Origin of the sequence: Streptomyces sp. NPDC050147 (genome assembly GCF_040660195.1) — a bacterium.
GTDB lineage: Bacteria > Actinomycetota > Actinomycetes > Streptomycetales > Streptomycetaceae > Streptomyces.
On sequence record NZ_JBFALJ010000029.1, the window covers coordinates 109,452 to 132,386 of the forward strand.

Below are 22,935 nucleotides of genomic sequence, written 5' to 3' on the forward strand. Positions count from 1 at the left end.
TCCCTTGGCAAGGCGTCGACGTGTCGGACGAGGCAGCTGAACGTCATCAGCGGCCCCGGTGCGGTCACGCTCGCCACGGACAAACGCCTTGCCCCCATCGGGCCGTCAGGTAGCGGAGAGATCAGGCTGTACTACCCCACCGCTTTCCACACCAAGGCATGGAGGAGCAAGTCCGTACCCGAGACGGGTGGTTCCCCCAAGCCACCGCCGAGCTCATGAAGCTGACCGAGCAGATCTTCAACAGGCTCGACGGCCCAGCGGACCTCACCGACGGCGCCCTTGTGGCCACTTACGATGCGACCCTCACAGCCATCGCCGGCATCCGCCATGCCACCAAGACACCTGACGCCACTCCGTCACTCGACAAGGTCGGAGCCACCTGGCCCGCCTTGAAGGGACAGGACAAGGTGGAAGGAGCCAGCGGCTGGATCTGCCTGGACGACAACGGCAACCCCTGGAACAAGGCGATGCCCATCGCCCGACTCACATTCGACCGATCCGGCGCGAAGCCAGACCTCCTCACAGTCGCCTGGCCGACGGGTGAACCGCCTGCCGGCTCCTGCACTCCCCCGCCCCCATCGTGACACTGACGGACCGAACGCTGCGAAGACTTGACCGGTGATAGCGCAGGAGGTGATAGCGCAGGATTGGAGTACCTCCTCTCGACCGTGTGCCGGGTGATCCGACGGCTGGGTCCACTGCTCGCGCTGGAGCCCATCGACCGCCCGGCCGATCCCACGGACCGGTTGTGGATCGTCGACGGCCCTCTGGTCCCGGTCCATGACCGGCAGGTCGGGGCGTCCAGTCGCACTTACCGGTTCTCGGCGAACGTGCAGGCCATCGTGGACGCCGACAGCCGTCTCGTGATCGCGGCGGCCCGCCCGGCACCGGGCACCACCGCGGGTGCGCATGCCTGGCGTGCCTCCGGCCTGGCTGAGCGCTGCGACGTGTTCCACGAGCTGATCCGCCAACCTGTCGCCCTCGCACGACAGGAGCGGGACGCACAACGGCGCGCTGCCTCCAAGTAGCTGCGGTTCAGTGCTCCAGGGCCGGAAGACCGGCCAGGCCGGTGTCGCACATGATGCGGTCGACGGTGTCATGCAGCGCACTGTCGGCGCCGATGACGGTCTCGATGCCGCCGGGCAGCAGATCGAGCGGCCGGTACCACTCGCGCAGCTGGCTCTCGCTGACGTCGCGGCGATCGGCTTGGTGGCGTGCCGCGCCAGCGTCTGCTCGAAGGGCACGTTGAGGTAGTAGCAGTGCGTCCGACCTCGATGGTTATCGCTCATGCACACCCTTACGGCTCGGCCCGCCCTTGACCGCACGAACCTACTGGCCTCAGAGCGCGCCAAACACATAAGGGCCCCCGACACCGCGACCCGCCCGGGCACTGGCCGCGCTCCGCGCCGAAGCTGTCGCGCGCCCCCTCGTCTCCGTCCCGCAGACCACCGGGGCCAGCGTCTCGGCACAGCTCGGCTACCCGACCCGCACCGCCCTGACCGCCACCTGAGCGCACCCATCAGAGGTGCCAGAAGTCCTGGTAGGCGAGGTGCAGTTCGTAGGGCAGAGGCAGGGCCTTCAGCGTGGCAAGGGCAAGGATGCAGCCTATGGGCCAACAGAGCTCCGCTCGTTCCCGCCTGACGCGCTCGTTGCGGGGGTGCAGTATCCGTTGGGTGACTTGCCGACGCCGGGCACGACACCCCGGCCCCTGCGCGCCTACGCGCTCCTCCGCGGCTGCCGTCAGCACGGCGACGGCCTCCCACACGCAGTTCAGGCCGTCGCCCCCATGTACAACCTCGCGCTCGCATCATGGCCAGAAGACCGCCATCACAAGCCCTGACCTGCCCAGACAATGCCTTGCAACACCCTTTAGCTGGCGACGATGGCGCCGAGGATCATTCCGCCGATCAGTCCGATGGCGCCGACTATCAGGGCGATGGTGGAGAGTCGTTCGTGTCGAGCGAATTTGGCGATAAGGGCCAGAATCAGCCCGCCCAGTCCGAACACGATCGGCAGGAAGAGTAGGCCGATTGCTCCCAGCACGATCGCGATGATGCTGAGAACGTTGTCGCTGGCACCGCCCTTGGCCGGGCCGTGATGCTGGCCGGTCGGCTGGTTGCCGTACTGCGTGGTCATCTCTCGCTCCTTCAGATCGGTTGCTTCAGGACCCGGTCTCATGACGCCCGGCTTCCTACCGCTCGAATGCCCCGAAATCCCTTTCTCAGACGCCGAGTTGGTTACGCCGCAGACCACTCCACCGCCTGGGAGACATCGTCGCAGCGGTGCGGCAGGAGACCGACCTGCTGTGGAAGCCGCCGACGGCGTGGGTCAGCGTCAACGCCTTCTACGTGCCCGACGGCCCCGCGCACCGGCTGCGGAACCACACCTGCAGGGTGCGCAATACTCCACGAGTGACTATGCCGATCGGCCCCGTGATTCTCTTCGATGACGATCACTACATGTATGTCCTCCAAGACCGAGCTTTCGCCGAGGCGTGGTGGGAGATGCCCGATGAGTACGTCTGCGGGTTCGATGCTCTGGCCAGACCGTTGCGCATGACGGGTGATCCACATCAGGTCACCCTTGAGCTGACGGGTGATGAACCGGCCGAGGCAGATCTGCGTCGTCTCGTCGCTGGCCACTACCAGCGGTTTCTGCATGGGCAGGCGCCGCCTCAAGCGTCCGATCTTGCAGTGTTCGTGGCAGGGCTACCGGTCGAGGGTTCGTAACGTCGCCAGCGGCGCATGCGCCTGACGCTTGACCGGCTCGACAAGCTGATCGTGTCAGCCCTCGCATGCACGCAGGAGCGCAGACAGCCCGAAGCTGCCACGAAGTGACAAGTGAGCGTCCTCCAGCCTGAAGTTGCAGCTCGTGGGGCCGGGTTGGGGTGCTGAAGCCAGTCGGATGGGCGACCGCTTAACGAGCAGCCTGGGTGTTCGCCTGTGGTTCTTGCGGGCCGCGGGTCGGCAGCGTCCGGCTGAGGACGAGGTTGGTGGTCGTGCTCCCGAACTCGGCCAACGCGTCGATAACCTCCTCAAGGTGGGCCATCGACGTGGCTGCCACCTTCAGGACATAGCAGTCGTCCCCGGTGGTGCGCAGGCACTCCAGGATCTCCAGGCGCTCCCCGAGTAGCCTGCGCAGCGGCTCGTGTCGGTTCCCCGGGTACTTCAGCCGCACCACTGCAAGCACCGCATATCCGGTCCGCTCCAGATGCACCTGCGCCCGGTAGCCCGTAATCACCTGAGCCGCCTCCAGGCGCCGCACCCGCTCCGTCGTCGCCGACGCGCTCAGGTTCACCCGCCGCGCCAATTCCGTGGACGCGATCCGGCCGTCCCGTTGAAGCTCATCCAGGATCGCCCAGTCCGTCGAGTCAAGATTCTCGGTCATCCGCCCAGATCACCGGCGTATCCACAGGCGAACCGTGTCTGAACAGGCAGGGATCCCTTCTGCCGGCACATGTGGCCTGGCTAGGCTGATCTCTATGAAGCTCGGAGTCAACGCCCTCAATTTCGGCCCCGGCACCGACCCGGGAGCCCTTGGGGCTGCCTCGTAGCCGCTGGTCACGGGTGGCCGGTCTCGGTGGCCTCCGTGGGCGTGCAGGGGGCGGGAGGTGTGGAGTCGGACGGCGTCGGTGAAGGGGAGGGCGTCCCCGTCGGCGAGGAGGACGGGGACGGGGACGGGGAATCCGTAGCGGACGGTTCGGTCGACGGGGGTCCTGAGGGGCAGGGCGAATCGGTGGGGGCGGGGTCCGTGGGGGCCGGAGTGGACGGTCCTGGGCTCGTTGCCGGGCCGGAGGGGCGCGGGCCTGGCCGGGTCGGGCCCGCGGTGGCGGAGTCGCCAGGTCGTGGGTCCTTCGGGTGCGAAGGGGCAGAGGGGCTGGAGGGGTGCGAAGGGTTGGACGGCTGCGGGCCGACGACCACCCCGCCGCCCACCGGCCGGGTCGCGGGGGTCTTGCCGCCCGGTCCGGGGCTGGTCGGCAGCGGGCCCCTGCCGTCGGGCACCTCATGGACGCCGCTCCGGTAGAAGGCCAGCCATTCCAGGACCGTGCGGAGGTAGGCCGTGGAGTGGTTGTAGCTGAGGATCGCCCGGTCCAGGTCCGCCTTGACCGCGAGGTCGCGGTCGCCCGCGCACAGGTAGCGGCCGGCCGCGAGCGCGGCGTCGTGGATGTTGTTGGGGTCGGCGCGTCCGTCGTCGTTGCCATCGGCTCCCCAGCGGGCCCAGGTGGAGGGGATGAACTGCATCGGCCCCACCGCCCGGTCGTACGTCGTATCGCCGTCGTACGCGCCGCCGTCCGTGTCGGAGATCCGCGCGAAGCCGCTGCCGTTGAGGACAGGGCCGAGGATGGGGGCGAGGGTGGTGCCGTCCGCGTCGACCCGGCCGCCGCGGGCCTGCCCGGACTCCACCTTGCCGAGAGCGGCGAGGAGTTCCCAGGGCAGGTGGCAGCCGGGGTCGGTGGCGGCGAGGGAGGCTTCCGCACGCCGGTACGCGGCCAGCACGGACGCCGGGATGCCGGACTGAGTCCTGGCCTCGCTGCCCTGCCCGCCGGAGCCGGGCGCGCCCCGTTTGGCGTGCAGGGGCGGGAGTTCCGTGTGGTAGGTATCGGCCGAGGGCCCGGCGGGTGGTATCCACCCATCGTCCCCCGCGTACGGATGATCCGGTCCCGCCGTACCGCCCTGCGCGGCGAGCGGCCCGCCCGGCGCCTGCGACGCGGTGAGCGCGGCCACCGCGGCGGCCGCCATGACCGTGCCTTTCATGCCCCGGCGGATGCGACGGCCGCCCTTCCTGCGGTGCCTGTTGCTCGCTGCCATGGTCAGCCTTTCGACAGTTCGGATCTTCACGGTTCGGTGCTCGACGGTTGGCGTACGGGCATCCGGCGTACGGAGGTTCGGTGCGCGGTCGGCCCGCCCGACGCCGCCCACCCGACACGCCTGCGGCTAGGAGCAGTTCGGCGCTGGCGAACGCCCCGCGAACCGGTCCGCGAGGTACGTCATGGCCTCCGCGTTCGCCGCCTGGATCGGCCAGAGGTGGTCGGCGACCGGTGGGCGGCCCGTGGTGTCGTACGTCTTCCAGGTCAGTGGCACGCCCTGGGCGCAGTACTGCTTGTGCAGGGCGTCGGCCTGGTTCGGTTCGACGAGGGCGTCCTGGGTGGCGTGGTACTGGAACACCGGCACCTTGATCTTCGGGGTGCCGCCGAGGGTGTTCTCCGTGTAGCGGGCGACCCAGGGCGCGTCGACGAGCGGACTGCGTGTGACGTACGTGGAGAGCGGCTTGTTGCCGTACTTGTTGATCATTTCGAGAGCGCAGCCGCCCGTTTCTAGGTCGGCGACCATGGCGCGTCCCGCGTCATTGAGCACGTCTGCGAACTTGAGTTCCGGATAGGCGTTGTCGAGACCGATCAGGGCGTAGAAGAGGAAGCCGGAGCCTGGTCGGCCGTTGAGCGGCAGGGCGACCTCCATGAGGCTGCCGGGGACGCCGCCCGCGACGATGCCCTTGAGCTTGAGCTCGGGCGCGTAGTCGGGCTGGAACTCGCCCGCCCACAGCGCGGCGCCGCCGCCCTGCGAGTACCCGCGGAAGGCGACCGGCGCGTCGGCAAGGAGCCCGGCGGCGGGCAGGCGCTGGGCGGCGCGGACCGCGTCGATGAGGGCGGGGCCCAGCGATTTGCCGACCATGTAGGTGGTCTTCGGTCCGGGCCGGTAGCCCTCGTAGTCGGGGATGGCGACGGCGTAACCCGCCTTGAGCATGGCGTTGATGACCCATTGTTCGTACAGGGCGCCCTTGGCGATCATCCGGGACGGTGTGCAGCGGAAGGCGGGGCCCTGGGTGCCGGGGCCCCAGCCGACGATGGGCCGTGAGGCGGGGGTGCCGCCCTTGGGAACCATGACGGTGGCGGTCACCGCGTGAGGTCTGCCGAGCGCGTCGGTGGACCGGTACATCACCTGCCAGGTGTCGGCCAGGGCGCGGGGCGTCGGAGTGCCGGGGTCGATTTTGCGGGAGCGGATCACGTCGCCGGGCTTCCCGTCGGGCAGGGTGGAAGGCGGTAGGTAGAAGTCGTCCGGCGGCAGTGCCGCGGCGGCCCTCGTGGAGGGGGCATGGCCGGGTTCTCCGCCCGCCGTGTGCGCGGAGAGAGTGCAGGCCGCGAGGGCCAGGGCGAGGACGGCGGTGAGCCGGCTCGCCCGGCGGGATATCGGTCTTGGCATGTCAATTCCTTGGCTGGAGGTCGCGGCGGGCGATCACCCGGTAGGCATTGCTCAGCGAGGTCCGCCGTAGGACGGGGGCGAGCAGCAGGTCGATGCCGTACGCGGCGAGGACGAGCGGCAGTGCGGCGAGCGCCACCGCCCAGCGGACGGCCACCGCGGCCCGCCCCGGCCGCTGCGCCAGCCAGGGCGCGTCCTCCTTGGGCATGGCGCGGGCCGCCCAGAACCAGGTGGCGCAGGCGAGGTCGACGGGGATGTGCTGGTTGCCGCGGCGGTGGGCGGACACGATGGTGAAGCCGATGCGTTCCAGTTCGCGGCAGAGGTTCCCGATGGGCACGAAGTGCAGATGCTGGGGCTGGAACCAGGGCATCCAGCGCCCGCGAAGCAGCCTGCCCAGGGGGGATTCGGGGTTGGGGACCTCGATGAGGAGGTGTCCGCCGGGCCGCAGGGCGGTGCGGGCGGCGGCGAGTTCGTCGCGCGGGCGCAGGGTGTGCTCCAGGTAGTGGAACATGCTCACCACGTCGTAGCGGTCCGCCAACCCCTCGGCCAGTTCGGTGAGTTGACCTCGATAGGCGGCCGCTATCCGCCCTTCCTTCGCGGCGAGTTCTACGCTTTCGCCCATGTCGAGGCCGTCGAACCGGGTGTCCTGAAGCTCCTCCTTGGCCGTCACGCAGAAGTGGCCGTGTGACGTGCCGACGTCCAGCCAGCGTCGCGGGCTCGCATGGGCGCGCAGGGCGCGGGCGCTGTACCGGAAGCGCTTCGCGCTGCCGCGTCCGGCGAACATCTTGGCCGTGGCCTCCTCGCCGAGGCCGTCGTAGAAGTCTCCGTAGTAGAAGTCGAGGCCCTCGGCGGTCAGTCGCGGGTTCTGGAAGATGTGCCCGCAGTCGCGGCACTGGTCGAGGACGAAGGTGCCCGGCTTGTTCTGCACATGGTCCCGGCTGCGCAGCCTGCGGCGGATCCGACCGGATGTGCACCAGGGACAGGTGGTGCGCGGGGCCTGGAAGAACCGTTCTGTTCCCGCGGCCAGTTGGCGCTGGTAGTGGGGCCTGCGCTCGGCTATATCGGCAGTCCGTGCCATGGCTTCTCCTGCTCTTCGATGGCGAGCTCTTCGAGATGGGCGGCGGCGGCGGGCGCTCCGCCCGCCTCCCGGAAGGAGCGGCCGATGTGGCGGGCGGCCACCGCGAAGTGGGGCTGGTGCAGCACGGCGTCCAGGGCGGAGCCGACCGCCTCGGCGTCGGCCCGCCCGAACCGCACTCGCACGCCCGCGCCCGCGGCGGTGACCTGGGCGGCGACCACGGGCTGGTCGTCACGGATCGGGGCGACCACCAGGGGGACGCCATGCCAAAGGGCTTCGGTGACGGTGTTGTGCCCGGCGTGGCAGACGACGGCGTCCGTGCGGGCCAGGAGCGCGAGTTGGGGCACGGTGGGGCGGACCAGGACGTCGTCGTCGGCGCGCGGCGGACCGAGGACGCCACCGGGGTCGACGACGACCGCGCGCAGTTCGCGTGAGCGGGCGCGTACGGCGTCGACGCACTGGGCGAGGAAGCGGGCGCCCACCGCGGTGTTGGCGGTGCCGAGGGAGATCAGGGCCAGGGGTCGGCCGTCGCCGCTGTCCACCCACTCCCAGGGGAAGCCGGAGGCTTCCTCTCGCGGGCCGAGGGCCGGGCCGACGAAGGTCACCGGGCCGCGGTCCGGCGGCCGTGGACCGGTGAGTGCGCTGGTGGAGAAGACCAGCGTGAGCCGGGGCGAGAAGCGTGGGTCGTAGCGGGCCGAGGGGTCGCCGAGGCGCAGCCGCAGCCCTTCGAGGAGGTCAGTGATCCACTGGTCGACCTTCGGGATGCCGATGAGGCTTCCGGACAGTTCCGCGGAGGTCGTCGATGAGGTGACGTAGGGGACGCCGAGCCGCTCGGCGACGAGGGCGCCCGCGACCGTCTGCTGGTCGACGACAAGCAGGTCGGGCCCGAATTCCATGACGGCGGTGGTCACTCCGGGCGCCATGGCGTACGCGAGGGGTGCGAAGAACTCGTCCCACAGGAACTTCAGAGCGGCAACGCCGCGCAGGTCGCGGGGCCTGTCGTCGATGTCCGGTGCGCCCGCGCAGGGGAAGACGGGGCAGTGGGGGGCGACCAGGTTCTCCAGAACGGCGGGCTGTCCCGCCCAGGCCACCTGGTGGCCCCGGCCGACGAGTTCGCCGGCGACGGCCGATGCCGGGTTGACGTGGCCGGCGAGCGGCGGCACCACGAAGAGGAAGCGGCTCATCGGGTGCCGCCCCCGCACAGCAGCCGCCGCACCGTCCAGTCCAGGGCTAGGGTGCCGACGCGTTCGGCGTCCTCGACCAGGACCGAGTGCTTCTGGCCGGGCACCACGACGACATCGCAGTGCGGCAGCAGCTTCGCCAGCCGGGCGGCCTCCTCGGCGACGAGGCCGCCCTGCCCGTTGACCAGGAGCACCGGGACGTCCACAGCGCGCAGTTGGTCGTCGGTGAGCGTACGGCTGCCCGGGATGTCCTGGGCGATGGAGGTGGTGGCGATCAGCCGCCCGGCCGCGCGGCCGAGGCGTGCGATGTGCGCGTCGTGCAGATCGTCGCCCTGCCGGGTGGAGGCGAGCGCCCCGTACTCGGCGACGAACCAGGCGAGCGCCTCCTTCTCGGGCCTCGCCCCGGTCGCCTGGTGCAGCGCTCCACTCATGGCCGCGGACCAGCCGTGCGTCGCGGGCCCCGACTCGACGACGGTGACGCAGGACGTACGCGTCGGGTGGTGCACGGCGAAGTCCAGGGCCACGGTGCCGCCGAAGGAGTTTCCGAGCAGATGTACGGGATCGTGGATGCCGAGGACATCGAGGAGGGCGGCGAGGTCATCGCTGAAGTCCTCCAACGTGTAACCGGTGGGAGGTCGTTCGCTGCGGCCGTGCCCGCGCAGGTCGTACATGAGGACGTCGAATCCGGCGTCCGCGAACTGCGGGCCGAGGGTGAAGTAGAAGCTGGCGAGGCTGTCGATGAAGGCGCCGTGCAGGAAGACGACGGTGGGTGCGCGTCCGTCCGCCGTCATGGCGCGCGGACCGGGTCGGTGGGGCAGCTGCTGCACATGGTGGTCGAGGCCGTTCGCCCGCACCCTGGCCACGGTCAGCCTCCCGCGCCGGGCCGCAGGGCGCGGCAGATGTACGCGACGAGATCGCCCACGGTCAGGGAGATGATCTCGTCGAGTTCCAGACTCGCCAGGTAGGACGCGAAGTTGGCGTCGGGTCCGTACCACTCGGCGAGCAGCCCGGCGAGGGTCACCAGGTCGATGCTCTCCATCTCCAGGTCGTCACCGAAGCGGGTGTGCATGCCGATCGACGCAGCGTCCGGGGCGTAGCCACCGAGCACCTTCGTGATCATCTCGGTGGTCTCGGCGAGCACTTGGCGCTCGGCGGGCGGGGAGGTCGTCTTCACAGGTCGTTCTCCTTCACTGTCCAGGCCACGACGTAGTCCTTGCTGGGTGATCCGGGCGTGGGCGCCGCGACGTGTTCGCAGCGCAGGTGGTGGCGCTGCCGCTCGGCCTCGACGATCAGTCCGTACGGGTGTACCGCGCGGACGGCGAACCTCCGCGGTCTGCCGCGCAGGCCGACGCCCTCAGCCTTGGCCGCGGCTTCCTTGGCCGCCCAGAAGCGGGTGAACCAGACGGCCTCGCGTTCCCCGTCGACCGCGCTGAGCCCGACGAGCAGGGCGCGTTCCCGTTCGTCCAGGGCGACTTGGTAGGTGGCCTCGGACCGATCGGCGACGACCTCGACGTCGATGCCCACGCCCGTGCCCGGGTGCTGCCGTTCGGCACACGGCCGGACGAGGGCGACGGCGGCTTCCGCACGGTGGGCCAGCGACAGATCCAGGGCGGGCAGCTGTCGGCCGTGCAGGCCGACGGCGTACGGCCGCCCTTCGGCGTCGTTGCGGACGGCGATCTCGGCGGGGTACACCGCTTGCTCGCCCTGCCGCCACAGCCAGTGCCGTACCGCGTCCTTCGCGGCGATCCGGCCGAGCAGCCACTGGCGGCGGCCGCGCGGCGGATGCGTCTCGTACGCGGACCGCTCGGCGGCGCCCAGGTGGGTGCGCATGACGAGGTCGCGCGAGGGCAGGTCGGGCCAAGCGTCGGTGAGCAGCGTCCAGCCGCCGGGCCGGGCCTCGGACAGGGCGCGGCGCTCGGGGTAACCGCCGGGGCGGTCGGCGCCGGGCACGTCGAAACGGCGGTCCTGCCAGCCGGTGATCTCGGCCAGGACCGTGCCCCCGACGGCCAGCTGGACGTCGGCGGTGAGGGCGGTGCCGGTGAGGGAGGTGACCTTGACGTGGCACTCGACGGGGGTGCCGGGCGCCGGGTGCGGGCCGAAGAATCGGAAGGTGCGCATCCGTACGGGGAAGACGACGTTGCGCTCGCTGCGTTCGGCCAGGATCCAGTGACCGAGCAGCTGACCTACGTTGTCGAGGAGCGCACCGGGGGCGGCGGGCGTGGTGATCGTGCCCCGCACGTGTTGGTCGCCGATGGCGGTCAGCTCGGTGACGCCCTGGAAGGCGGGGCCGTGGAACATCCACCGGTCCCGGTACAGATCCTCGGCGGTGATCGCGCAGGGCCGCTCCTCCGCGTCTGGGCGCCAGCGGACGGGCGGGCGGGCGGGGTAGTCGTCGGCGAGCTGAAGGACGGCCCTCGCGTACGGCCCGAACGTCACCCGCACCAGGCGCTCGTCGGGCTCGGGTGTGACGACGACCTCGACCCGGGTGGCGGGTTCGGCCCCCAGCCACTGCTCAAGCCGTACGTCGTGCACCGCGACGACCCGTCGGCCGGGGCGGGCCCGCTCGGCGGCCTGGGTCATGTGGTGCACGACGGTGGTCGCGGGGACGACCGGGTGCCGGTCGGCGAGCTCGGGCCAGCCGGGACGCTGCGGGATGAGGCAGTGGTCGAGGAGATGAGGCATGGCCGTGGTGGAGATGAGGAGCTGGGACCGGTGGAGGGCGGGAGGGGGCGGGGCGGGAGCGGAGGTGACGGTGGGTGAAGGGGTCTGTCCGGCCGGCAGGGGTGCCGCTCGGCTGACGTCTGTCGCCGCGTGGTCGGCATCCGGCACCGCGTGGGCAGCATCCGGCACCGCGTGGGCGCCGACAGGCGCGGGGGCGCCGCACGGCGCAGGCGCCTGAGCCCGCGGTGCCGCCGCTGCGAACAGCGCCACCGCCGTGTCCGCCGTCTCGACCAGCGCGGCCCGCAGTTCGGCCGCAGCGGGGAAGCGGGTCGTGAGCGCGTCCAGGGGGTCGGGCGCGGCCGCCGGGGCGCGGTCCATCGCGGCCAGCAGATCCGCCCGCAGTTCCGCCCGTACGCCGGGCGGCAACGACACCGACGCGGCACCGAGGTCGAGACGCATCGGCACCCGGGCGGAGGAGCGACGGGGCAGCATCGAGCCCACGGCCCGGGGGCGGCCTTCGGCCCACAGTGCGCTCACCACGCGGCGCAGCTGGGCGAGTCCGCCGCTGCGGGGCGTATCGGCGGCGACGGTCAGGACCTCGCGGCCGGCCAGGGTGTCGTCGATCAGGGAGCTCAGGCGGCCGGTGCCCACCTGGACGAAGGCCCGGTACCCGGCCGCGTACATCGCGTCGATCAGCGGCCTGAACCGGACCGGTTCGAGGAGGTGGCGTACGAACAGGTCGCGGACGTCGTCCGCGGCCGAGGGGAAGGGTGCCGCGATGGTGCCCGACCAGACGGGGACGCGGGGCGTGCGCACGGGTGCGCGGTGGACGCCGTCCGTCAGCGGGCCCAGGTAGGGGGCGAGCATCGGTGTGTGGAAGCCGGAGCGGAACGGCAGGACCTGGGCGACGATCCGCTGCTCGCGGAAGTCGCGCACCAGGGTGTCGACGGCGTCCTTCGGGCCGCAGATCATGGACTGCGACGGGGAGTTGTCGTGCGAGAGGACCACATCTGTGCGGGAGCCGAGCGTTTGAAGGACCCGCTCGGCGGACGTGCCGAGCGCGGCGAAGGTGACGCCGGGGACGCGCAGCGAGTCGGGGTCGAAGTCCGCGAGCAGGGCGTCGGCGGTGGCGGCGTCGTACAGGCCGCCAGCGAGCATCGCGGACCATTCGCCGATGCTGTGTCCGGCCACCGCGTCCGGTTCGATGCCGAGGGCGCGCAGGGCTCCGTCCAGTACGCGGCCGACGGAGAGTACGCCGATGCCGTGGCGCGCGACATCGCCGACGACCGCTTCGGCCCCGGCCCGCAGTGGCAGCCCGAAGTGCTGGGCGACCTCGGCCACTTGCGGGGCGAACTCGGCCTCGAGCCCCGGGAAGACGAAGGCGAGCTTGCCGCCTGCCTGCGGAGTGAGCAGGGGCTCCGGGGCGAACCACACATCGCCGCGGCCCCGCCAGGCGCGCCCCTTGGCCACCGCGCGGCGGGCCAGCGCGAGGCGTCTGGCGTCCGGGGCCACGATCGCGAGGCGGACCCGGCCCGGGGGCGGCTCGGTGTCCGCGCGGGCGCGGAGCGCGGAGTCGGACGCGGCCAGTTCGGCGGCGAGGAGCCCGGGGCTTTCAGCGGTGAGACGGAGTACCGGTTCCGGTTCGCGGACGTGCGGACGGGATGGTGCGGCAGTGGATCTCGGGGCCTGTTCGAGGACGACGTGGGCGTTGATGCCGCCGAAGCCGAAGGCGTTGACCGCGGCTCTGCGGACCTCGGCGTCCCAGGGCCGGGCCACTCTGAGCGGCCAGAAGCGGGTGGCTGCCAGGGCGGGGTGCGGATCCTCGCAGTGCAGGGTGGGCAGCAGGGTCGCATGGTGCAGGGCCAGCGCGGCCTTCACCAGGCCCGCGACGCCGGCGGCCGGCATGGTGTGCCCGATCATCGACTTCACCGAGCCGATGACCACACTCGGCTCATCGCCGGGAGGTCCGAACACCGCGGCCAGCGTGGCGACTTCGGCCGCGTCCCCGGCCGGGGCCCCGGTGCCATGGGCTTCGAGCAGGCCGAGGACGCCGGGTGCGCGCGGGTCGAGCCCGGCCGCCCGCCAGGCCTGACTCACGGCCCGGGCCTGGCCGCCCGGGTCGGGGCTGACCAGGCTCGCCGCGCGGCCGTCGGCGGCGACGCCCGTGCCGCGGATGACGGCGTAGACGCGGTCCCCGTCCCGTGTGGCGTCGGCGAGGCGCTTGAGGACGACGATGCCCGTGCCCTCGCCGATGAGGATGCCGTCGGCCTTCGCGTGAAAGGGGCGGCTTCGCTCGGAGGGAGACAGGGCGCCGAGGCGAGTGAAGACGCTCCACAGGGTGATGTCGTGGCAGTGGTGGACGCCCCCCGCCAGCATCATGTCGCAGCGTCCGGTGGCGAGTTCGGCCACCGCCTGGTCGACGGCGATGAGCGAGGAGGCGCAGGCAGCGTCCGTGGTGTACGCGGGGCCGCGCAGATCGAGGCGGTTGGCGATGCGCGACGCGGCGAGGTTGGGGACGAGTCCGATGGCCGCCTCGGGCCGGTCGGGGCCCAGCTGCCCGGCGAAGGCGTCCTCGATGCGGGCGAGCCGTTCTTGGCTGAGCTCCGGAAACACCTCCCCCAGGGTGTGCGCGAGTTGATGGGCCGTGCGCACCCGCTGATCATTGCGGGCCTGGGCCGGGGTGAGGTAACCGCCGCGGCCGAGGACCACACCGATGCGGTCGCGGGCCGGGAGGCGTTCCTCGCCGCCCGCGTCGGCGATCGCGCGGGCGGCGACCTGGAGGGCGATCAGCTGGTCGGGTTCGGTCCCTGGCACGGAGTCCGGCATCACTCCGAACCCGGCCGCGTCCACGGAGGCGAACTCGTCGACGAAGCCGCCGCGTCTGCAGTAGATCCGCCCCGGGTAGAGGGAGGCGTCCCAGCGGTGTCCGGGCACCTGGGAAATGGCGTCGGCCCCGGAGGTCAGGTTGCGCCAGTACGTCTGAAGGTCGGGGGCGCCCGGCAGCAGAACCGCCATGCCGACGATGGCCACATGCGTCATCGTGACCTCACCAGCCCGACGCGGTCAGGACGACGGACGACGACGACCGGTCGCCCCAGGCGAGTTCGCGGAGCAGGGCAAGCACTCCCTCGTCGGGGTCGATCAGCTCGACGCCACGGCGTGCGTAGTCGCGGCCCAGCTCCGGGGTGACCATGCCGGTGTGGTGGCCGGTGGGCGCCCAGGGGCCCCAGTGCACGGTGAGCGCGCGGTGCCCGGTGCGGGCGGCCCACTCGGCGCCGAGGCTCTCCAGGGCGTCGTTGGCGGCGGCGTAGTCGCACTGGCCGCGGTTGCCCAGTACGGCGGCGATGCTGCCGAACAGCACGGCCGACATCGGCCGTTGGGCTTCGGTGAGTGCGGCCGCCGCGTCCAGGAGGTGGCGGGCCCCGTCGACCTTGGTGCCGTACACGCGACCGAACGACTCGACTTCCTTGTCGGCCATCATCCGGTCTTCGATGACGCCCGCGCCGCCGACGACGGCGTCGATCCGGCCGTGCTCGGCCATGACCTCCTTCAGGGCCCGGCCGACGGCGTCCGCGTCGCGCAGGTCGACGGCGTGATAGCGGGCGGGGCTGCCGAGGTGCGCCAGCTCGGCGAGGGTGGCTGCCACTTCGCGCTGAGCGAGGATCAGTCCTGCGGCCCGGTCGATTTCGGCCGGGGAGCGGTCGCCCCGCGCGGCGAGCGCCGCCCGCAGCCGGGCCCGGTCTCGCGCCGTGGCCGTGTACGGGGCCTCGGGGGCGCTGGGCAGCGAGGTGCGGCCCAGGAGTTCGACGCGGCAGCGTGCCGCGGCGGCCAGGGCCAGCGCGAAGCGGGCCGTGATGCCGCGCCCGCCCCCGGCGAGGACCACGACGGACTCGGAGGTGAGCCCACAGGCAGCGGCCTCGGCGGCGCCGTCTCCCGCGGGGCCCGCGCCATGGTGCGCGGGCAGGCTCAGGGGTGCAGGTCGTGGGCTCGGCGCGAAGCGGCCCTCGGGCGTGTGGTCGACCACGGGCTCGCGGTCGGGGGCCCCGAGCTCGGCCACCAGGGCGCCGGCGAGTTCGGCGTCCTCAGGCCGCCCGGCCAGGCGCACCAACCGTACGTTCGTGTCGGGGTGTTCGCGCGCCGCCGTACGGAAGAGACCGGGCAGGCCGGCCCCCACCGTGCCGGACGCCGGGCAGGCAGCGATCAGCCAGGCGGGGCGGCGGGCCAGCGCGGCGGCGAGCCCCGGGAAGCCCGTGGGGAGCACGGGCTCCGCACCGTCCTCAAGCGCGCCGAGGTGGACAACGCCGTCCAGCACTCCGAAGGCCTCGTCCAGCACCTGGTCGCGGCCCACCGACACAGCGTCCGCCCCGCGCAGCCGCAACTCGGCGACCACGCGGTCAGCTACCCGGCTCGCCCGATCGGCCCGCGGGGTGTCCTGATCCGCGCCTGCTGCCACGGTCGGGCCCTGGGGCGCGCCGCCGAGCACCGCGAACCGCTTTCCGGTCAGGTCCAGGTCCGCCGCCTCCGACAACGGCCCCAACGACACCCGCCCGACCACATACCGCTTGGGGGCCGAGCCGTGGAGGACCGCCGACGCCTCGTACTCTCGCGCCCCGGCCGCAGGCACTCCCGTCACCGACGTCGCGGGCACGGGGGCTCCGGGCGGCCCGCCGTCGACCTCGGGTGCCCTGGGGGTACCGGCCGGTTGGACCCTGCCGGGGCCCGGGATGGCTTCACCGGGTACCGGAAGGGGTTTGGGGCCGAGGGGAGACGTACCGATGGGACGGGTCTCCCGCTCGCCGTCGCCGTACGCGGCAGCGGCCGCCGGTACTGCCTGCCGCTCCGTCAGCCACCGCGTGATCGCCATCGCCGTGCGTGCCCGGGACAACTCCTCGAGCGACGCGTCGTCGAGTCGTACGGCGTCCGCTCCCCCGCCGAGCAGGCCTGCGAGTTCCCCGGCGATCTCGGTGCGCTTGATGGAGTCGATGCTGAGGTCGGCCTCCAGGTCGAGGTCGGGCTCGATCATGTCCGCCGGATAGCCGGTGCGGTCACTGATGATCCGCAGGACGGCGGCGAGCAGGTCCTCACCGGTCGCGGGCTCCTGGCGCACGGTCACAGGTACGGGATCTTGTTCCTGAATAGGGGTGCCCTGTTCCTGCCGAGCGGGCTCAGGCTCCATCGCCTCCCTGTGCGCCGTGTGCTCGTTCCTCACCGGCTCGGCGCGCGGGGCGGCAGCCTCAGGCGCGGGGGCGGCCGGACCGCTGAAGCGGGCGAGCAGGACGTCGCGTTGGGCCGCCACCATCTCCCGGCTGCCCCGGAGGAACTCCATGAGCAGCGCGTCCCGGTCGTGAGGCCCACTCGCCTCGGTCACATCGGCCTCCAGGGTGATGCGTCGGGCCGGTCGCAGCCCGCTGGGCAGAGGTTCGCCCGAGGCATCCCGGACGAGGTGGCCGTCGACCGTCCAGGCGGCGGCACTGGCGGGCGCGGACGCATCGAGGTCGACGGTGGGGCGGCCGTGGAAGAGCCACCCGGTGGCCACGGGCACCCCCGCGACCGCGAGCCGGGCCAAGGCGCCGAGGAAGCCGGGCAGTCCGGCGCCGGCCTGCGGTTCGGTGGGGATCGCCTGGTGCGGACGGTCACCGAGGATCCGCCCCACGAGTCCGCTCAGTACGCTGCCGGGCCCCGCCTCGACGAAGATCCGTGCCCCGGCCGCGTACATCGCCTCGATCTGCTCGGCGAACCGGACAGGCGCGGCGATCTGGGCGGCGAGCTGGGCGCGGATCGCGTCGGGTGAGGCCGGGTAGGGCGCGGCGCCGGCGTTGGACCACACCGGGAACTCCGGCGTGCGTACATCCACTCCGGCGAGGTGCTCGGCGAAGACCGCTCCCGCGCCCGCTACGAGCGGGCTGTGGAAGGCACAGGCGACGGGCAGTGGCTTAGCGCTGTGCCCGGCGTCGCGCAGTGCGGTCACCGCGTCCCGGACCGCGTCGGTCGGGCCGGAGACGACGCTCTGGGCGGGCGTGTTGAGGTTGGCCAGGACCACCCGGTCGGCGAGGCCCGCGGACCGCAGGACGTGCAGGGCCGGGGCCTCGCCCGCCGAGGTCGCCGCCATGGCGCCGGGGTCGTCGCCCGCGGCATCGAGGATGGCCTGGGCGCGGCGACCGCTCAGCGCGATCAGGTCGGCCGGCGTGAGGGCACCCGCAGCGCACAGGGCGACGAGTTCACCGTAGGAGTGCCCGGCGGCCACCTGAGGCCGCACTCCGGCGCGGGCGAGCAGATCGGCGGTGGCCAGCCCCGCAATGCCCAGGGCCGGCTGGGCATTGCGGTGTCGGTGAGCCCGGCGCGCTGTCGTGTCTCCGCGTCGGGGTCGAAGCAAGCGGGCGGATAGAGCGCGGGAGCGTAGGCGGCGCCGAGGCGGAGGTGGTGCTGCGCCTCCGGGAAGGCGATGAGCAGTTCTCCTCCCATGCCGGGGCGTTGGCTGCCCTGGCCGGGGAAGAGGAAGGCGATCCGGCCGCCGGGCGCGGTGCTCTCCGTGGCGGTCGCTGTGGCGCTCGCGAGAAAGATCCCCGCGGCTGGGTCGTGTTCCCCGGCCAGGGCTCGGTGCAGCAGCCCGGACAGGTCCTGGATGTCGGGAGCTACGACGGCGATGTGTACCGGTCCGGTGCACCGCGCGGCACGCCGAGCGGTGGTGGCCGCGAGGTCCCGCAGGCGTGGCGGGACCGGCTGCCGCCCGATCAGGTCGAGGAGGCGTCGCACTTCGCGGGCGGCGCCCTCGTGGTCGTGGCCGTGGAAGGTGAACAGTTCGGCGGGCCAGTGGGCGTGCCCGTGCGCGGGGGGCGCGCCGCCTTCGTGGGCGCGCAGGACCACATGGAAGTTGGTGCCGCCGAATCCGAAGGCGCTGACGCCGGCGCGGCGTTCGGCGGGCGCGGCGGCCCAGGGGCGGGCTCCGGTATGGAAGACGAAGGGACTGGTGTCCTGGTCCCAGGCGGGGTTGGGGCGGGTGAGCTGCCGGGTGGGCGGCAGGACGCCGGTGTGCAGGGCCAGGGCCGTCTTGATGAGCCCGGCGAGTCCTGCCGCGCATTTGGTGTGCCCGATCTGGGACTTGACCGAGCCGAGCGCGCAGCTGCCGGCGGCGGCCCCTGCCTTGGTGAACACCTCGGTGAGGGTGGTCAGTTCGGTGCGGTCGCCGACCACGGTGCCGGTGCCGTGTGCCTCGATGAGGCCGACCTCGGCCGGTGAGACGCGGGCCTGGAGGTAGGCGCGTTCGAGGGCGGCGCGCTGGCCCTCGGGGCGGGGTGCGGTCAGGCCGAGGGAGCGGCCGTCGCTGGAGCGGCCCACTCCGCTGATGACGGCGTAGACGCGGTCGCCGTCGCGTTCGGCGTCGGCGAGCCGCTTGAGCACCACGCAGGCGACGCCCTCGCCGAGCGCGATGCCATCGGCGGCTGCGTCGAAGGTGCGGCAGCGGCCGGTCGGGGACAGGGCGCCCACGGAGGCGAAGAGGAGATAGTCGTTGATGCCGTTGTGCAGGTCGGCGCCGCCGCACAGCACCAGGTCGCTGGTGCCCTGGACGAGTTCCTTGCAGGCGACGTCGACGGCGGCGAGCGAGGAGGCGCAGGCCGCGTCGACCGTGTAGTTGGCGCCGCCCAGGTCGAGGCGGTTGGCGATGCGGCCGGAGATGACGTTGGCGAGCATCCCGGGGAAGGAGTCCTCGGTGAGGCGGGGCAGCTGCCCGGACAGGGCCTCGGGCACGGTGTCGAGGTACGAGGGCAGGACGGCGCGCAGCGTGGTGGCGTTGGCGAGGTCGCTGCCCGCCTCGGCGCCGAACACGACCGAGGCGCGGGAGCGGTCGAAGGCGCGCTCCGCGTATCCGGCGTCGTCGAGTGCGCGGCGGGCCGCTTCGAGGGCGAGGAGCTGGACGGGCTCGATGGCGCCGAGCGACGCGGGCGGGATGCCGTACGACAGCGGGTCGAAGGGGATCCGGGGCAGGAAGCCGCCCCACCGCGAGGGTGTGGCGCCCCCATCTCCGTCGGCGTTGCGGTATGCGGCCGGGTCCCAGCGGTCGGCGGGGACTTCGGTGATGGCGTCGGTCCCGTCGAGGATCTGCGCCCAGTAGGCGTCGAGGCCGTCCGCCTGCGGGAACATGCAGGCCATGCCGACGACGGCGACATCGAGCGGCTCAGGAGCCGGGGCGGCCTCAGGCACCGGGAGCGGGAAGCGGGGGCGCAGGAGCGCCGCCCGCTCGGTCAGGAATTCCGCGGCTCCGGCGCCGACTTCGGCATGCAGGGCGCGGATCGTGGTCGCCCGCGTGCGCAGCAGAGACACCTGCCCGGCCATGAACATTCCGGCGGTCAACTGTCGCCGCTCGTCGGCGGGGGCCAGTTCCCCCTCGCGGCGCTCCACGCCCTTGCTGGCGATGCGGAGCCGTCCCAGGTTCAGGCGCTCCAGCTCCTCCCAGATCCGCTCCGACGCGAGGCCCTCGTCCCGCAGCCTCCGTTCCTGCGCGATGAATTCGTCGGTGAAGGGGCTAGGCACACAGCGGGTCGCGTGGCCGGGCGCGGTGCGCAGGAGCGCGGTGGTCCGCGCCGCGGTGACCTGCCGCTGGAAGGTCGGCTGAACGGCGCCGAGGGCGACCGCCTCCTCGGTGAAGAGGTACGCGGTGCCCATGAGGACGCCGACCATCATGCCCTGCGCGGCGAGCGGCGCGGCGAGGGCCGTGACCATCGCCGAGGACCGCGCGTCGTGGATGCCCCCGGCGAACATCACCTGGATCTGCGCCAGCACCTCGGGATGGCCGACCGCGTACTCCTCTAGAACCGCCAACTGCGCCTCCCACAGGGGGAAGGAGGCGAGCGGCCCGACGTGCCCGCCGCATTCGGAGCCCTCGAAGACGAACCTGCGGGCGCCCGCTGCCAGGAACTGCCGCAGCAGGCCGGCCGACGGAACGTGCAGGAAGGTCCGGATCCCGGCGGCCTCCAGGTCGGCGGCCTGGCCAGGTCTGCCGCCCGCGATGACGGCATGGCTCGGCTGAGCCTCGCGCACCGCCGCGACCTGGGCGTCGCGGGTTGCCTCGTCGGTGAAGCCGAGGATGCCGACGCCCCAGGGGCGCTCACCCAGCTCGGCGCGGGTGGCGGTGAGGAGGGCGCGGGCCTGTTCGCCGTCGGCGAGGGCCAGGGCCAGGAACGGCAGCCCGCCCTCGTCGGCGACGGCCGCGGCGAACTCTGGCCGGTCGCTGACCCTGGTCATGGGGCCCTGGGCGACGGGAAGTTCGTTGCCTTGTGGCCGGGACGCGTTCGCCACCGCTCCCGCGACGGCGGTACGTATCCCCTGCACGGCCCGCGCCGCCGTCTTCCACCGCGTGGCAAACCGGGCAGCCAGGAAGCCGTCCTCGCCGACGGGGAGCGCCTGCTCTTCGTCGGGGTGGCGGTGGTGGTCGCCGTCACCGGAGTGCTCGGCTTCCGGCCGCGCGGCACGTCGGCGCAGCACCCGTCTGCCGTCGACGGCGACCATCCCGGAGCCGTCCGCCGCCGCGAGCGCCGCGCGATCGCGTTCGGGCAGGGTGGATTCGGCGAGCAGGGCGAGCTGGGTGTCGAGGACGACGCCGGTCGCGCCGCCGAGGACCGCGGCCGCGGCGGTGTACGGGCCGATGCCGCCGCACGCCCAGACGGGCAGCGGGACGGCGGGATCGGCGAGGAGCTGCTGCAGGAGGACGAACGTACTGAGGTCCCCGGTGCGCCCGCCGCTCTCGCTGCCGCGCGCGATCAGGCCGTCGACCCTGTCGGCCACTGCCCTCAGGGCCTCTTCGCGGCTGGTGACCTCGGCCAGGACCCAGTAATAGCCGCTGAGTTCACCGGCCGACCAGGAGGAGTCCACGCCGAGCAGCACCGTATGCGGCCGCCCGGTCGGCAGCGTGTCCAGGTCGCCGGGGCGCAGGGCGCAGCGCTCCCCCACGCGGACCCCGTAGCGGTCGGGCTCCCAGCGGGACAACCGGGCCAGTTCCTCGCGGGCGTGCCGGTCGCCGCTCCCGAGGTCGAGTATGCCGAGGCCGCCGGCCCGGCACACCGCGCTCACCAGTCGCGCGTCCGGGCGGCCGAAAGGGCTCAGCCCAAGGACCGCGTCCGGGATTTCCTCAGAAGACAGCATCAGGACTCCGACCGCTCGGTGGCACAGGCAATTACGTTGAATTGGCAATCGAGCCGAGAGCGGAAGCTAACCGTCCCCCGAGAAGCAGGTCAAGAGCTGTTTCGCCGCTTACCGAAGGTCTGTTGCACGGTGAGTAAGGAGCCGAAGGCAGTTGTCACCCGGACGCACCCGGAATTACCTGAACGCACAACCAGGCTTTTTGGCATCGACACACAAATCCGGATCGCTGATTACTCACTTCGAGATGAAGCAACCCCCGAATCCAGGCAGCTCAATTCCCGCCGGTAATCGACATCTTGACCACCCGACTACCCGTCAGTAGTTTACGGATCCGAAACAGGACCGTATCTGGCGAAGGTAACGACATGTACGGCCATTCTTCCTTTACCCGTTCTGCTCGTTCCCGCAGTACGAGAGGCAGCTCATGAGAGCTCAGCGAAAGAGATCCCGGGTGCATGGCGCCCTGGCCGCGGTCACGACCGCGGGACTGGTCACCGGCCTGCTCGCCATCACCGGAGGCACCGCGGCAGCCGCTCCGGTGCAGCTGGACCAGAAGTACACCTGCAAGTTCCCGATCATCAACAACGAACCGATCGAGATCCACATCTCCTCGGACATGCCCGCCACCATGAAGGCGGGCGAGACGGTGCCGGAGTACGACATCAAGGCCGTCACCAAGGTCAGCGCGCGGGCCGCCCAGGGCCTCGGCGTCATGGGCGCCGTGACCTTGGAGGGCAAGGCCACGGCGGATGTGGTCGTCACGCTGCCCGGCGGCGAAGGAACCCTGCCGATCAAGGTGGTCAACTCCGTCGCCAAGGCCAACATCCCCAACCCGGCCGCGGCGTTCGAGGTCAACGCCACCGGCAAGTCACCCGGTGGTCTGCTGACCTGGGCGAAGGCCGGTACCGCCAAGTTCGACGTGAAGGGCCTCAAGCTGCACAACATGATCGCCCGGGACGCTTCCGGAGCCCCGGTCCAGCTCCCGCCGTTCGGTGACGAGTTCGACGCAGCCTGCACGCTCGACGCGGGCCAGGCGACGCTCCTGCACACGATGGAGATCCAGGCCGGCGACACCGACCCGGGCCCAGACCCGGATCCCACCACCGGCAAGCAGAACGTGAACACCAAGGTCACACCCAAGCAGGGCGGCGGTCAGCTCACCATGGCCCAGGCAGGCGACACCGTCGCGCTGTCCCCGGTCGAGGAGGGCGCGGGCGGCAGCTCGACCGGCGATCTGCAGAAGGTGACCGTCAAGGACTCCCGTAACGGCGCGACGGGGTGGTCGCTCACCGGGAAGGTCACCGACTTCACTGGCAGCGCCGGCACCATCGGCGCGGACAAGCTCGGCTGGACGCCGTCCTGCCAGACGGCGGCCGGATCGGCCAGTACCTGTGTGCCAGGCACACAGGGGCCGGTCGGCACGGTGGGCGCCACGCTCGCGAGCGCACCGGACGCGGCACAGACCGGCGGCGAGTTCACGGTCGGCGCCGGCCTCGCGCTGGACGTACCGGCCACCGCGGCCGCCGGTGACTACGCGGCCGTGCTCACGCTGACGCTGACCTGATCCTTCCGCCCGACTGGTGGTCCGGCCGTCGGGCCCCTCCAACTCCAGCACAACGAATGCCCGTTTCAGATCACGCCGTGCAGCTCCCAGCGCATCGTCGCCGGACGTACGTCCGTTGAGCAT

The 22,935-nt window shown here is 72.1% G+C and carries 12 protein-coding genes and 3 pseudogenes; 4 read left to right on the top strand and 11 right to left on the bottom strand.

Annotated features, from left to right (window positions below; translation table 11 throughout):
• Positions 1-215 precede the first annotated feature (215 nt).
• Together AB0I94_RS34590 and AB0I94_RS34595 are read left to right on the top strand one after the other, a co-directional pair.
• A complete protein-coding gene (locus AB0I94_RS34590) occupies positions 216-584 on the top strand; it encodes a hypothetical protein (RefSeq protein ID WP_363313694.1) in 369 nt (122 codons plus the stop codon).
• Positions 585-649: 65 nt separating this feature from the next.
• Positions 650-935: pseudogene (locus tag AB0I94_RS34595) on the top strand (IS5/IS1182 family transposase); the annotation flags it as partial.
• Between the two features lie 100 nt (positions 936-1,035).
• On the opposite strand, the pseudogene AB0I94_RS34600 reads toward AB0I94_RS34595, so the two are convergent.
• Positions 1,036-1,280 (bottom strand): annotated as a pseudogene (locus tag AB0I94_RS34600) (kinase); the annotation flags it as partial.
• A gap of 589 nt (positions 1,281-1,869) precedes the next feature.
• Complete coding sequence (locus tag AB0I94_RS34605; RefSeq protein WP_363313695.1) at positions 1,870-2,136, bottom strand: hypothetical protein; 267 nt, start codon at positions 2,134-2,136, stop codon at positions 1,870-1,872.
• A gap of 146 nt (positions 2,137-2,282) precedes the next feature.
• Between AB0I94_RS34605 and AB0I94_RS34610 the strand changes: the two genes are divergently transcribed.
• Positions 2,283-2,729, top strand: a complete 447-nt coding sequence (locus AB0I94_RS34610; protein ID WP_363313696.1) for a hypothetical protein — start codon at positions 2,283-2,285, stop codon at positions 2,727-2,729.
• Between the two features lie 187 nt (positions 2,730-2,916).
• Here the strand turns inward: AB0I94_RS34610 and AB0I94_RS34615 are convergent, their stop codons facing one another.
• The 9 genes and pseudogenes from AB0I94_RS34615 to AB0I94_RS34655 form a co-directional block, all read right to left on the bottom strand.
• On the bottom strand, positions 2,917-3,387 hold the full coding sequence (locus AB0I94_RS34615) for an Lrp/AsnC family transcriptional regulator (RefSeq protein ID WP_363313697.1): 471 nt from the start codon (positions 3,385-3,387) through the stop codon (positions 2,917-2,919).
• Positions 3,388-3,560: 173 nt separating this feature from the next.
• Complete coding sequence (locus tag AB0I94_RS34620) at positions 3,561-4,808, bottom strand: lytic murein transglycosylase (RefSeq protein ID WP_363313698.1); 1,248 nt, start codon at positions 4,806-4,808, stop codon at positions 3,561-3,563.
• 126 nt (positions 4,809-4,934) lie between these two features.
• On the bottom strand, positions 4,935-6,197 hold the full coding sequence (locus AB0I94_RS34625) for a lipase family protein (protein ID WP_363313699.1): 1,263 nt from the start codon (positions 6,195-6,197) through the stop codon (positions 4,935-4,937).
• A gap of 1 nt (position 6,198) precedes the next feature.
• Positions 6,199-7,272, bottom strand: a complete 1,074-nt coding sequence (locus AB0I94_RS34630; protein ID WP_363313700.1) for a class I SAM-dependent methyltransferase — start codon at positions 7,270-7,272, stop codon at positions 6,199-6,201.
• The gene (locus AB0I94_RS34635; RefSeq protein ID WP_363313701.1) at positions 7,251-8,453 is read right to left on the bottom strand and encodes a glycosyltransferase; all 1,203 of its coding nucleotides are present in this window, start codon (positions 8,451-8,453) and stop codon (positions 7,251-7,253) included. Before AB0I94_RS34635 ends, AB0I94_RS34630 begins: the two co-directional genes overlap by 22 nt.
• Positions 8,450-9,313, bottom strand: coding sequence for an alpha/beta hydrolase (locus AB0I94_RS34640; RefSeq protein WP_363313702.1), 864 nt, complete (start codon positions 9,311-9,313; stop codon positions 8,450-8,452). The genes AB0I94_RS34635 and AB0I94_RS34640 overlap by 4 nt, the downstream gene beginning before the upstream one ends.
• Before the next feature lie 2 nt (positions 9,314-9,315).
• Positions 9,316-9,570: an acyl carrier protein gene (locus AB0I94_RS34645; protein ID WP_363313709.1), complete on the bottom strand. Its 255-nt coding sequence runs from the start codon at positions 9,568-9,570 to the stop codon at positions 9,316-9,318.
• Positions 9,571-9,620: 50 nt separating this feature from the next.
• On the bottom strand, positions 9,621-14,150 hold the full coding sequence (locus tag AB0I94_RS34650; protein ID WP_363313703.1) for a beta-ketoacyl synthase N-terminal-like domain-containing protein: 4,530 nt from the start codon (positions 14,148-14,150) through the stop codon (positions 9,621-9,623).
• 7 nt (positions 14,151-14,157) lie between these two features.
• Positions 14,158-21,248 (bottom strand): annotated as a pseudogene (locus AB0I94_RS34655) (SDR family NAD(P)-dependent oxidoreductase).
• 451 nt (positions 21,249-21,699) lie between these two features.
• On the opposite strand from AB0I94_RS34655, the gene AB0I94_RS34660 reads away from it, so the two are divergent.
• The gene (locus AB0I94_RS34660) at positions 21,700-22,812 is read left to right on the top strand and encodes a DUF6801 domain-containing protein (protein ID WP_363313704.1); all 1,113 of its coding nucleotides are present in this window, start codon (positions 21,700-21,702) and stop codon (positions 22,810-22,812) included.
• Positions 22,813-22,935 lie beyond the last annotated feature (123 nt).

What these genes read in the sequence shown, in the direction of transcription:
- AB0I94_RS34615 (WP_363313697.1), bottom strand. Translation starts at nt 3,387, where the DNA reads ATGACCGAGAATCTTGACTCGACGGACTGGGCGATCCTGGATGAGCTT.
- AB0I94_RS34620 (WP_363313698.1), bottom strand. Translation starts at nt 4,808, where the DNA reads ATGGCAGCGAGCAACAGGCACCGCAGGAAGGGCGGCCGTCGCATCCGC.
- AB0I94_RS34650 (WP_363313703.1), bottom strand. Translation starts at nt 14,150, where the DNA reads ATGACGCATGTGGCCATCGTCGGCATGGCGGTTCTGCTGCCGGGCGCC.
- AB0I94_RS34635 (WP_363313701.1), bottom strand. Translation starts at nt 8,453, where the DNA reads ATGAGCCGCTTCCTCTTCGTGGTGCCGCCGCTCGCCGGCCACGTCAAC.
- AB0I94_RS34645 (WP_363313709.1), bottom strand. Translation starts at nt 9,570, where the DNA reads ATGATCACGAAGGTGCTCGGTGGCTACGCCCCGGACGCTGCGTCGATC.
- AB0I94_RS34625 (WP_363313699.1), bottom strand. Translation starts at nt 6,197, where the DNA reads ATGCCAAGACCGATATCCCGCCGGGCGAGCCGGCTCACCGCCGTCCTC.
- AB0I94_RS34630 (WP_363313700.1), bottom strand. Translation starts at nt 7,272, where the DNA reads ATGGCACGGACTGCCGATATAGCCGAGCGCAGGCCCCACTACCAGCGC.
- AB0I94_RS34605 (WP_363313695.1), bottom strand. Translation starts at nt 2,136, where the DNA reads ATGACCACGCAGTACGGCAACCAGCCGACCGGCCAGCATCACGGCCCG.
- AB0I94_RS34590 (WP_363313694.1), top strand. Translation starts at nt 216, where the DNA reads ATGAAGCTGACCGAGCAGATCTTCAACAGGCTCGACGGCCCAGCGGAC.